7 protein-coding genes are annotated in these 12885 nt (G+C 56.1%); 4 read left to right on the top strand and 3 right to left on the bottom strand.

From position 1 onward, the window contains the following. Positions 1–40 precede the first annotated feature (40 nt). Positions 41–1630: an ABC-F family ATP-binding cassette domain-containing protein gene (locus M017_RS0122950; protein WP_202901712.1), complete on the top strand. Its 1590-nt coding sequence runs from the start codon at positions 41–43 to the stop codon at positions 1628–1630. Here the strand turns inward: M017_RS0122950 and M017_RS0122945 are convergent. Together M017_RS0122945 and M017_RS28210 are read right to left on the bottom strand one after the other, a co-directional pair. Continuing rightward, positions 1611–2975 (bottom strand): ArnT family glycosyltransferase, encoded by a 1365-nt coding sequence (locus M017_RS0122945; RefSeq protein WP_162180023.1) that lies wholly within the window; start codon positions 2973–2975, stop codon positions 1611–1613. The two genes, M017_RS0122950 and M017_RS0122945, sit on opposite strands and share 20 nt — an antisense overlap. A gap of 518 nt (positions 2976–3493) precedes the next feature. Beyond that, positions 3494–5005, bottom strand: a complete 1512-nt coding sequence (locus M017_RS28210) for a M23 family metallopeptidase (protein ID WP_238326019.1) — start codon at positions 5003–5005, stop codon at positions 3494–3496. Between the two features lie 185 nt (positions 5006–5190). Between M017_RS28210 and M017_RS0122935 the strand changes: the two genes are divergently transcribed. The 3 genes from M017_RS0122935 to M017_RS0122925 all read left to right on the top strand — a co-directional run bounded on the left by M017_RS0122935 (position 5191) and on the right by M017_RS0122925 (position 9190). Further along, positions 5191–5967, top strand: coding sequence for a hypothetical protein (locus M017_RS0122935; protein ID WP_155121580.1), 777 nt, complete (start codon positions 5191–5193; stop codon positions 5965–5967). 81 nt (positions 5968–6048) lie between these two features. Continuing rightward, positions 6049–8082, top strand: coding sequence for an outer membrane protein assembly factor BamB family protein (locus M017_RS0122930; RefSeq protein ID WP_035958792.1), 2034 nt, complete (start codon positions 6049–6051; stop codon positions 8080–8082). Between the two features lie 154 nt (positions 8083–8236). Beyond that, complete coding sequence (locus tag M017_RS0122925; protein WP_031500571.1) at positions 8237–9190, top strand: PIN-like domain-containing protein; 954 nt, start codon at positions 8237–8239, stop codon at positions 9188–9190. A 249-nt stretch (positions 9191–9439) separates the two neighbouring features. Here the strand turns inward: M017_RS0122925 and M017_RS0122920 are convergent, their stop codons facing one another. Next, positions 9440–12754, bottom strand: coding sequence for a TonB-dependent receptor (locus M017_RS0122920; RefSeq protein ID WP_202901711.1), 3315 nt, complete (start codon positions 12752–12754; stop codon positions 9440–9442). Between the last annotated feature and the right edge of the window lie 131 nt (positions 12755–12885).

The raw sequence follows: 12885 nt of genomic DNA, 5'->3' as shown, positions 1-12885 counted from the left end.
AATGAAAGCTTCCCCCTTGATCCAAGTAAATTCTGTATCCATGCGCTTCGGCGCCAAAATTCTGTTTGAAGATGTCAGCGTCTCCTTCCAGCCCGGTCGCCGTTACGGATTAACGGGTCCGAACGGTGCGGGTAAGTCGACTTTTGTCAAAATTCTCACCGGCGATCTCGAACCCACCAAAGGTTCGGTCTCGCGGCCGGCCAAGATGGGCGTCCTGCGGCAGGACCAGTTTGCCTTTGACTCGTATCGCGTGCTCGACGTCGTCATCATGGGCAATGCGCCGCTTTGGGCTGCCCTGACCGAGCGCGATGCGCTCTATGAGAAAGATCCCGCGGCGCTCACCGACGAAGACGGCATGCGTCTCGGCGAGCTCGAAGGCATCGTGGGCGAAGAAGGCGGCTATGAAGCCGAGTCCGATGCGGCGATTCTGCTCGACGGATTGGGCGTCTCAGACGAGGTTCACGAGCGGAAGATGGGCGAATTGCAGGGTGGCCAGAAGGTCCGCGTACTGCTCGCGCAAGCCTTGTTCGGCAATCCCACAGCGATGCTCCTCGACGAACCGACGAACCATCTCGATCTCGACAGCGTCCATTGGCTCGAGGACTACCTGAACAAGTTCACCGGTACGCTGATCACCATCTCGCACGACCGTCACTTCCTCAACAACGTCTGCACCCACACCGCCGACATCGACTACAACACGATCATCACCTACACCGGCGGCTACGACGACATGGTGCTGGCCAAGACGCAGATCCGCTCGCGCATCGAGGCGGACAATGCCGAACGCCAGAAGAAGATCACCCAGTTGAACGAGTTCATCGCCCGTTTCGGAGCAGGTACCCGCTCCTCGCAGGTGACCTCGCGCAAGAAGGAAGTGGAGCGCCTGCAAACTTCCGATCTGGCCCGTTCGAACATCGCACGTCCCTTCATCCGCTTCCAGATGAAGCGTCCCTCGGGCCGCACGCCGCTCGAGTTCAAGAATCTCTCGAAGACCTACGATGGCCTGAAGGTATTCCAGAACTTTGAGGGCCTCATCACCCGCGGCGAAAAGATCGCCATCATGGGCAGAAACGGCGCCGGTAAAACCACGCTCCTGCGCACGCTACTGCGTAACGCTCCCATTCTGGCGCCGCACAAAGAGAACGAGTTTGAGTTCGATTCCGGAGAGGTGATCTGGGGCCACGAGACCAGCGTCGGCTACTTCGCCCAGGATCATTCCGAAACGATCGAGCACGGCCTCACCTGCATTGATTGGCTGCGGCAGTACGACGAGCAGTCTTCCAATGAAGAGTTGCGTGGGCTTTTGGGCCAGATGCTGTTTTCCGGAGAAGACGGCCAGAAGCCAACAAAGGCGCTGTCTGGAGGCGAGGCCGCACGCCTCATCTTCTGCCGTCTGATGTTGATGAAGCCCAATATCCTGATCTTCGACGAACCCACCAACCACTTGGACCTCGAATCGATCAACGCGCTTAATATCGCGATCCAGAAATTTGACGGCACGGTCATCTTCGTCACTCACGATGAGGACCTGCTCGATGAATCGGCCACCCGCATCTGGCATGTTCACGAAGGCCGGATCGACGACTTCAAGGGTCCGTACTCCGAATTTACGGCCGCAAAGAAGTAGAGGACTGGGGCGAGTAGCTGGGCGTTCTAAGACGTTTCCACTGCTCGCGCCACAAACTGAATCGCGCCGCATCACGGGGAAACAGTGGCATGCCTGCGTCCATGGTATCGGGCGCCGCATGCACCTCATCCAAGCGGACAAGCGGGTCTTGCGGAGTCAGCAAACCGAGGATGGCGTAGGTCATCCTGATTCCGAATTTCGGCTCCGCTTTCGGTACGGGAACGAGCCGCAGACGGTAGTCTTCGATTGAGGCGTCAAGGCTTGCCTGCGTGAAGGGGAAGGCATAGTCGGCCCGAATCCAGTCTCCATGTTGCCATCGCATCGCCACCTGCAGCATCCCGCCGAGCAGAATGCCGAGAAACAGGATCGCCGTCAGAATCGACAAGCGCCTCACCTCCAGCCGCTGCAGCAATTCCCACACCAGTCCACACCCCAGCACCCCCAGCGAGAGAACCAGGGGAATCGAACGCCTCACTCCGAAGGGCAATCCGCTCGCGATTCCAATCCCGGCAGACCCGATTGCCAGCAAGACCCAGACGCCATAGCGGCGAAACCGGGCAACCCCATAGATCCCTCCAAGCAGGCCTAAAAATCCAATTGGAAAATAGCCGAGCGCTGACATCGCCGGCATCGTGAAGTAATAACTGTAACCAGAGCGTGTGAGCTCAAAATAAAGCCCCCTCGCTCCATTCCAGAGTGAAGATCCGCCGCTGCCCCCTCCCAGAAACAGCACTTGCGTGTTGGTCCAGTAAAAGATCGAGGCCAGCACCAACGCGAGGCCACTACAGGCCGCCACACTGAGAGATTGCCACCGCTGCGGCCGGCGCCAGAGCAAATAGGCGACAGGAAACACGAAGGCTAACCCCGAACCATAGGACAACGCCGCAAAGGACAGGAAGAACCCTGCGCCAATCGCGCTCCACGCAGTCGTCCCGAAAGCCAGATAGATCGCCAACAGGCCAAACGGAACATCCATCGCCATGTCCAGCGCGAGAACCGAATAGTAGAAGACGCCCGGCAAGAGACCTACCACCACAGCAGCCAGCGCGGCAAAAATCCAATTCAGTTGCAAGCGCCGATGGAGAATGAGATACACCAGCGCCGGAATTCCGGCCATGACAACGCTTTTCACCAGACGCCCGTAAAAGATGCCTGGGTCAGGAATCGCCTGCAGTCCGAGCCAGAAGACCAGATACGAAGCGATATTCGTGGTCACCTGACACACTTGCAAGCGGTTCTCGAAGTACAGAACATCCAGAAAAGAACTACCTGCCTCTTCCATCAGAAGGAAGGAATTGGAATTGAGGGAGAAACGCAGAAGGCTCAGAACGATAAACTGCCACACGTAAAGTGCGAAGGGGATCAGGAGAAACCGGAAGGGATTGGACACAAAGGGATGCGAAAGGCTCCACCCAATCTCGCATCTTTTACTCCAGGCCGGCAAGTGCCACGCAATGCCCCAGAACGTTGTGCCTAGCTCTGAACGGCACCACTAAGCAGAGAAGCAGTTAGCCCGACTTAGAACAACAACTGGATCTGAGAAAGTCTCGCGCCGAAATTCACTCACAACAGAGCCGGAATTTCCTGAAAATTCAAAAGCAAATCGCAAGGACTTCAAGGAGAACCCGGAGCGCTGGAATGCGTGGAGGGAAAAAGCACTCCAGCACTCGACAGGTCAAAGTGGTCGCACAGAACCACCACCTCTAGGTTCATTCTCGTCCCGACGGCACGATGTTGCAAGTTGTAAATTACAAAAATATGAAAATCTTTTTTATTGCGAACAACTTGCAAGACGCCTCGCAAAACTAATTGGGAGGTAATCTATAGTTTCTTGCTCTTAGGTCCTACGAGCATTCTCCCCTACTATCTGGCAATATTTCCACGCACCTCAAACTCAATCGGGTCTCCGGTTCCTTTCACGCCTTGCACGCTGATCCGCCAATGGCCACTTTCCGGCTGCTCCACGCGCAGACGCTCCGGATTCTGATACGGTCCTCCATACTGCCCACCCGACGGGCTGGTGAGATAGACATCCACCTTCTCCGTCTCCTTCCGAGTCCATGCCACCAGTACGTCAAGCGCCTTGGCACCTTTGGGCACGGTGAGAGTCTGGCTCCACCATTCGGTCAACCCGACTTTCGCACTCCACTTGGTTCCTGGCGGTTCCAGTTTCTTCGTAGTCAGTGCCGGAACGGGATTCATTCGTGACACCTCTGTCGCTCCATCGAAAAGCACTCCGCAGCTTCCTAGCAGGGGAACAGAGTTACTCACCACCTTGCCTCGTGCGGCATCGGGCATGGTCGCAAAGGTGAAAGGAATGCTCTGTGCGGAAGCGGGAAAACTCCTCGTCACATGGGCATGCACGTGGTATCCGCCTCCCTGCCCCACCGTATGTCCACTATTGCCCACTCGAGCCAGTGCCTGTCCCGCCTCGACACGTTGCCCGGTCTTGACGACAAAGCTTCCGGTACTCAGATGCGCATAGTGGCTAAACTCGCCATCCTCATGCTGAATCGTGATGAAGTTTCCAAAGCTGTGTCCACGTGAGTTCTGATATTCTCCCCGGTCAAAAGCATGCACAATCCCTGCCCGCATCGCAGTGACGCAACCGCCACTGCGCAGACTTAAGGGCGCAATATCCCAAGCATGGAGGCTCCGCCCCCAATGAGAAGTCCCACCGTAGTTTGCCTGGGTGATCATCCATTGCTCACCTGCGGCGATCGGAAGAGAATAGCCGACGGAGCTGGCAACTACCAGACGCGCGGGGGCACTCTGCGCGCCATCCGGATTCTTCACCACCAGCCAATATTCACCCGGTGTCAGAGTCCCGGCATACTTCACCGTGAGACGGCCGGACTCAACGGAAGCCGGATTCATGGAAGCAATAAACTGCCACGCATTGGCGCCACTGTAGGTTGCCAGATGGACCACGCTATCACCACTCATGCCCGCGCCATCGAGCACGATACTGGTTTCTGCCGCACTGAGATCCAGCTTTGTCACGCGCCGCACCACCAACCCTCTCGCAGCGCCGGGATCTCCTCTGAGCACAAACTTCGTCTCATGCAGAACCTTCCCTCCTGCAACCACCCGCACGGTCCACTCTCCTGGTTTAGTTGCCTGCTCAAAGCCTGCCAGTGGCATCTGGGTGACAAAACAAAGTAGAGGAGCAGCAGGCAACTGCTCATAATTGAGAAACTCCATCACCTGCGCTCCTGGGGCGAGCCACTCCACGCTCAATCCACGCAAGCCATTCGGCCGGCTCAGCAAGAAGCGGAAAAAGACCTGCCGCTCCGTGTTGTCCACCTTCTGCACCGCCTTCCCGACAGAACATCGATCCTCACTGGCACTCAGTGAGATCGAGGATTCGGTCACTCTCTGAGCAAAAGCCAAGCTACCCCATAACAGCAGGAAGACGGAAAGCTGGAAAATACGGCCCAAATCAGCATATCGGCACCAGGTGTCCTGAACTTCAGACTCGTGGGAGCACCAAGGGACAAGAAGCCCGGTAGAGCAACTAATCCTTCCAACAAAAGTCCTTTTCCACTACAATCCCACTCATGGCAAATGCTTCCCCGAACCAGATGGAGTTTACGGCTGAACCCATTCCGTTCTTCATCAAAAGTATTATCGCGGGCCTCTGTATGCTCATTTACGTACCTGCGCCGGCCCAGCTCACAGACTTGCTGAAGTACGTCATCAGCAATTTTCGTTTTGCCGACGGCACAACCGCCAGCTATGTGGGAACCGAGGAAGCGCTGAAACAACCTCTTATTGGCGTCACAGGCAGCATTTGGGCACAAATCCTGCTCCCACGCTTCTTCGACTCTGCCCTTCTCAGCCTCATCATCGGATTAGCCGTCGGACTCGCACAAGCTTATTTCGTCTACCAGTTGCTCAAGGTGATCTTCCCCAATATCGTCACCAATCACGGCAGCCGTCTGAATTTCGCAGCCTCGCAGGAAGAGTACCTGGCCTGGCTGCTCGTCATTCTGGGAGCTGGCGTGATTCCCTCGTTGTTCCTACTAATCCTGCCATTTGGACTTCTCCTTGGAGTGCTCATGTCACTCGTCTCGCTGGTATTTACATTCGTTCTTCGCGGCATTGCACTTTCCCTGTACTGCAAATGGTTTGCCTCGAAAGTCCAGGGAGGCTCCCGCATCCCTTCTTTTCAAGCCGATCCCTTCACTTATGTTGCGATGATGATGGGCTTCCTCCTTTTCTGCTGTCTAATCGTCACCATCCCCTGGGCAGTCATCTGGTTCACCAAGTGGCTGGCAAGCCGTACTTCGCTCCCGGCACGCCCAGACACAACCGCAACCAATTTCGCATTCTGAGGATCAGAGGCAGCTCCCACCGCAGAGAGCTGCCTCTTTTCTTACCCACAATCGCCTTGCACCCGGATATGCTTGCTAGGAATGCGTTTTCCGTCCCTTCTTCTCCTGAGCCTTTCCCTGCTCGCCGCAGAGCCGCAATACTCCCCGCTCAAACAAATTACGCCAGCGAATGTCGCGAAGCTTGCCAAAGCCTGGGAATTTGATACAAACGATGCATTCCAAGGCTCCGAGATGCAGTGCCGCCCCGTGTTCTCAAAAGGCATCCTCTATGTCACCAGCCCGAAAGGGCGGCTCCTTGCCCTCGATGCGGCCAGCGGCCAGCAGCGTTGGGCCTTTGATCCGAATCCAGCCAACCAGCGAGCCACCAAGTTCCGCAATCGCGGCGTCACACTGTACGAATCAGGCACCACCACACGGATCTTCTACAGCATCCGGCAGCATCTCTATGCCATTGACGGAGCGACAGGCAAGCCGGTGCCCAGTTTTGGAGCGGGCGGAAAGATCGATCTGCGTGAGGGTCTGGGCAGGCCCGCCGCGACGCTCTCCGTATCGAACACCAGTCCTGGGGCCATCTACAAGGATTTACTGATCCTCGGCAGTATCGTGAGTGAAGACCTGCCTGCGGCTCCCGGTTTCATCCGGGCCTACGACGTTCATACCGGCGCTCTTCGCTGGACCTTTCACACCATCCCCCAGCCTGGCGAACCGGGCGCGGAGACTTGGCCGGCAGGTGCTCACGAATGGACTGGCGGCGCAAACAACTGGTCCGGAATGACACTCGATGCGGCACGCGGAACGGTCTTTGTTCCGACGGGAAGCGCGAGTTTCGACTTTTATGGCGCAAATCGTGTGGGCGACAACCTGTACGCAAATTGTCTTTTAGCTCTAGATGCTAGCTCCGGAAAATTAAAGTGGCACTTCCAATTTGTCAAGCACGACGTCTGGGACCGCGACCTCCCCACGGCCCCTGTGCTGGTGACAGTCAAGCGGAATGGACGCAAGGTGGAAGCAGTCGCCCAGGCCACAAAATCCGGCTTCGTTTTTGTGTTTGATCGCGACTCCGGCAAGCCGCTTTTCGATCTGAAGGAAGTCGAGGTGGAAGCCTCCGCCATCCCTGGCGAAAAACTCGCCACCAAGCAGGTGCTCCCGCTGAAACCACCGCCTTTCGCACGCCAGCAGGTGACCGAAGAGATTCTCACCACCCGGACCCCGGAAGCACACCAGGCCGCGCTCGCACGCTTCCGGAAGCTGAAGACTGGCCCGCAATTCACCCCGCCCTCTACGGAAGGAACCTTTGTATTCCCTGGCTTTGATGGTGGAGCCGAATGGGGAGGCCAGGCATTCGACCCCAAAACGGGTTTGTTTTATGTCAATGCGAACGAGATGGCCTGGATACTCCGTATCGTGCCGAGAGTCAATTCCAGTGCCGATGCAAAGGCGCTCTATGACCGCAATTGTGCCAGTTGCCATCGGCCCGACCTCGCCGGAACGCCTCCCGAATTCCCAAGCCTCATCGGGATCGCCACCAAACTCCCAACCGATGACATCCGCCGCATCATTCGTGAAGGAGCCGGCCGCATGCCAGCCTTTTCAAAACTAACCGCCATTGAACTGCGAGCCCTCACAAACTATATCGCCACAGGTGCCAATGAAGCCATCGCAAGCACCGACCGGAGCCTCAACCCGCAGCTTCCATATACTACCGATGGCTATAACAAGTTCCTCGACTCCGAAGGTTATCCCGCTATCCAACCCCCTTGGGGAACGCTCAGCGCCATCGACCTCAACAAAGGAACCATCGCGTGGCAAGTTCCACTGGGCGAGCACCCCAAACTCAATCAACCCAACACCGGAAGCGAGAACTATGGCGGTCCCATTGTGACGGCGAGTGGATTAGTGTTTATCGCCGCTACCAATTTCGATCAGAAGATCCGAGCCTTTGACAAACGCAATGGCAAATTGCTTTGGCAGTCTGCGCTTCCCGCTTCAGGAAACGCAACGCCTGAAGTCTATGAATGGCAAGGGCGGCAGTATCTGGTCATTGCCTGTGGGGGAGGAAAGAGCGGAGCACCGTCCGGCTCAAAATATGTTGCATTCGCGCTGCCACAACAATGATCCAGCGCGGCAATGGTTGTGTCATACCTATCATTAGTGATATATATAGATTCCGTGTGAAATATTTCACACTTGTTCAAATCTCTCTCCAGCACTGAATCGATCACCACGCGTTGGGTAGTCTCCTTGTCGTCATCTATTGGCACAATTCATCATGAACCCGTTACTCGATGAGTTTCGCGAATATTGTCCGCTCACGGCGGACGAGATGGTTGCTCTGAGCTCGCCGTTATATGTCTTCGATTCAAATGCTCTGTTGGAGTTTTACCGTTATTCACGCTCGGTTCGCGATGAATTTATTTCTGTTCTCAAGCAGCTTCGACACAATCTTTTTATTCCGTATCAAGTTGCTTTAGATTTTCACCGCAATCGAGTGGATGTCATTGCAGAACTCCAGGCGCTGGGAGATCAGGCAATCCGCACTCTGGATGAAAAATTAGTGGAGGTGAAGAATGCAATTGAGGAAATTCTCACTCACAAGCAACACTCTTCTACGGAAAAATCCGACTTACTCGCTGCATTTCAGAATCAACTGATTGCTCTCCGCGAAACAGTTGTTCTTGGAGCCCAACAACATGATGCAACCTTCAGCGACGATCCGGTTCTGAATGCCGTTCATGAACTCATCGAAGGGCGCATTGGTCCCCCACTCTCCGAGGAAGAACTCGAGTTCATTCCTCTTAAAAATGAGGGCGAGCGTACGGACCACATTGTTTGGCAAGAGATTCTGAGTCACGGTAGAGAAGCCAAGCGCGCCGTGATCCTTGTCACCACCGATGACAAGAGAGACTGGATCTGGCGTTCCCACGGCAAAGAGATCTTGATCCGTCCAGACTTGCGCCGCCAGTTTCATGAGGTGGTGGGGCAGCCTGTGTGGTCGATTACGCCAGAGTTTTTTCTGGAAGTTGCCACGGAGCGGCTCGCACAGCCCATGGAGGACCTTCCGGTTCCGCAGCCCACAGAAGTCATCCTGTCAAAATCCACAGGAATCCCGTGCTTTCACCTTGAATCCAAACAGCAAACGCCGCTGAAACTGGTTGCGAATGGCCCCACCCTCGCCGAGAGCGTCGAATATTCCGTTTGGCCAAACGCCAAAACACGCAAGTAGCGGACTCCACGTCTGCAGATCGCTACCGTGTCCGCCTCGTAGGCCATCCCGAACACAACGCCAGGCCACATTTCATCACTCAGGTCTCTTGGGTATTGTGGGGCCCAAATGCCCCTGTAACAGCCTGGATGTCCATTGCAACGAGGCTCCCGACGAATCATGACCCTGCGCGCAAAGATGCGGGTCAAAACACCAAAGGGCCGCCTTGCGGGCAGCCCTTTGGAAGTTAGGAATCGAGAGCGTTTCCGCTTAGAAGCTCAGCCGTAAAGACAACTGGATCTGACGCTGCGCGCCCAGCCCAACAGCAGACTCTACAGTCTGGAGAGCGCTTCCAAAGCTACCGCCGGTTGTCGCGTTATACGCCTGGCCCGGTTGCAACTGATTGGTTCCAGTTCCGAGTACGTTGTTGAGACGCACCACCGGATTGGCAAAATTGGCCCGGTTGAACAGGTTATAGGCCTCAAAGCGGAACTCGGTGTTGATGCGCTCTGTAATCGTGAACTTCTTGTGCAGCGTCAAGTCAAACTGCGAAAGTCCAGGACCATGCAGCGCCCCTCGACCAAGGTTCCCGAAGGTACCAGGAGCCGGAGTGGTGAACGCTGCCGGATTGATCATCATCCGCTTGTCGCCGCCCGTCAGGAAAGGGTTCACACCGGCAACGACATCCGGAAAGCGAACGTCACGTGAGTTACCGCCACCGGGCACGTTGATCACCGGCACAGTCGCAATCGTGCCATCTCCAAGAACAATCGGAGAGTTCACAATCGTGTTGTTCCGAGTGTCCCGATAAACAATATCGGGGCGCGTGATGCGAATGTCGAGCGGGAGCCCTGTGCGCGCATTCACGATGCCGCCCAACTGCCAGCCACCCGCAATCAGGTCAGCCGTGCGGCCCAAGCTCGAAGCATAACGGCGTCCTTTGCCAAAAGGCAGTTCATACATCGCCGAGATGTTCATGCTATGCCGTACGTCGAAGGCGTTATTCCCGCGATCTGCGGCAAAGCTGTAGTTGTTGGAAGCAGTGTTCGCTTCATTGGAACCGCCCGTGTTGCCGATGCTATGACCGTAAGTCCACTGCGCGCCCAGCGTGAAGCCATGGGAATAGCGCCGGTTGACGGAGGTCTGAAGCGAATCGTAATGATCGGTGCCACCAGTCGTCTTATAGTCGATTTCCCCAAACTGCGAACCGAACTGCCGGACGGCGCTAGCCACACCGGTCGTCGGATTCATCGTAAAGCCGGTCACCTTGTTCGCGATGCTGCGCAGGAACAGATTGCGCCCCTGGCTTCCGACATAAGCCAATTGGAGAATGACGCCGCCCGGCAGAGCATGCTGCATCGAAGCGGTATAAGAAAGAACCTTCTCCGGAATGCGATAGCCGGGGGCATAAGCGCGAACCCCGATGCCGGTCGCAGTATTGACGTTGAAGTTCTTGATGACACTCAGTGCGTCGATCGGATACTTTCCGCTGGCCGTGGTGCTCACGCGATCGCTCTCGATCGGCTGAATGAGATCCTCGCCCTGACCGGGACCATAATAATAACCACCGCCGACACGGAAGACCGTTTTCCCCTGCAGCGCAGTAGGCGACCAACTGATGCCGAGACGAGGGCCAAAGCCAAGCTTCGAGGTCTCATAGAAGGGCCGGCTGCCAGGAGCATCCAGCTTGCCGGTGACGATGTTGTAGAGCACCACCAGATTCCGATCCTCCCGCATGGGCGTGTAGTATTCGTAGCGCAGGCCGTAGTTGATCGTCAGGTTCGGACGCATCTTGTATTCGTCCTGAATGTAGGTGCTGAACATCTCGGTCTTAGCCAGGCGGTTGCCGGTCGCGCCATTGTTGAACGGACTCGGTGCGCTGAGATCGCCGTTGATGCTGATGGTTGGTGTATTCGCAAGAAACGCGTTGAGATTACTGAAGGCATAACTCACGCCGCCCAGACGGTCGGTGTACATCCGGACCTGGCGGAACTCGCCGCCCATCTTGATATTGTGGGAACCCTTGATCCAGCTCAGGCTATCGACATAGCTGAGAGAGTAATTCGTATAAGGCTGGCCACGGCCATTCGTCGAGCTATTGGCGCGAACCTGTCCGCTGGGAATGGAGACACCCGCACTCGCGCCCTGACCACCGATCCCAACCAGCACCGTAGCGCCGGTAATGTTCAGTGTGACGCCAGAGAGGTCAACTCCAGGCACCGTGGGCGCAACGCCGTTGGTACGGGTCTTGGGGCCGTTGTATCCGATCTTCGCCTCATTGATGAGGTTGGGCGAAATGATCCGCTGCCATTGGAGCACACCATTCTGGGCCACGGCCTTCTGCTCGAAGGCGCTGCCAGAGACGTCAAAGGGAGAAGTAGAGGTACCGTCATCGCGGAACCAGCGGACATAGAAGGAGTTCTTGTCGCTCTGGCGATAGTCGAGGCGCAAGCTGCCTGAATTTTCGTTGACAACCGCTCGTCCGTCCAACTGCGCAAGATCGAAATCCGGATTGGAAGTGGGGCCGCGATTGCCGATCGGAAAGGCGCCAAAGAGAGGCTTAATCGCTGCATCGACGCAGCGCCCGGTGACGCTCGCGCCACAGACCGGAAGATTGCGCACCGCCAGGCTAGGAGTCTGCCCGACAAGCGGAAAGCCCGCGCGCTGGCGAAGCCCTTCATAGTGACCGAAAGCAAAGAGCTTGTCCTTGAGGATCGCGCCACCGAGCGAGGCGCCAAACTGGTTCAGGCGCAGAGGAGACTTATCCGTGCCATCGAAGAAGTTCCGCGCGTCCAAGGCATCGTTACGGAGGTATTCAAAAACGCTGCCATGGAGCTGGTTGCCACCCGACTTGGTGATGATACTGATCTGTCCGCCGGTGCCGGTGCCATACTCAGCCGGATAGTTACTGGACTCCACCCGGAACTCCTGCACCGTCTCGAGGCTTGCCTGCAAGCGGAAGCTCGAAGAGGTCTGGCCATTCAGATTGCCTGGCGAAGCATCTACGATCGAAGACGCCTCGACACCATCGAAGCGAACGGCATTTTGCTGGTTCGCGCGGCCTGAGAAACGGATGTTGTCATAGGTGCCACCACCCGCCGTCTGCGCACCAGGAGCCAACAGATAAAGTTGTGAGATCTGACGGCCGTTGATTGGCATCTCAGCCACTTCACGTGCGTTGACATTCGCGCCGACCGTCGCGGAACTCGTGTCGATCACGGCCAGTTCCCCACCGGAAACAGTGACTTCCGTCGAAACCGAGACCGGCTTCATGACAATATTCAGCGTGCGTTCCTGGTCGAGGGTGAGGTTGACGTCTTTATAGACGGTTTCGGCCATGCCGGGACTGCTCGCAGTCACAATATAACTGGATGAGCTCAAATTAGTAATAAAAAAGAGCCCTTTTTCATTCGTGGTGGCGCTCCGCTCGGCTCCGTTTTTCTCATTCCGAACCTTCACCGTCGCACCCGGAATCAAGCCTCCGGAAACGTCGACCACCGTTCCAGTAAAGCGACCATTATTCTGTGCCAGGGCCACACTCATCATGGCTAGCACCATCAACAGCAATCTCGCAAACGTGCGCACAAATCCTCCGAATCTGCAGCCGCACAACAAAGTCTTTCGGCTGCTACGAACTCAGAAGACCACACCAGTATGAATTTCCGATTTCAACTGAATGTCCTTTCTGTCACAGCACTGTAAAAGAAAAAAACCGG

The sequence above is a fragment of the Bryobacter aggregatus MPL3 genome (assembly GCF_000702445.1).
Lineage (GTDB): Bacteria > Acidobacteriota > Terriglobia > Bryobacterales > Bryobacteraceae > Bryobacter > Bryobacter aggregatus.
This window is presented reverse-complemented; position numbering and strand designations above follow the sequence as displayed.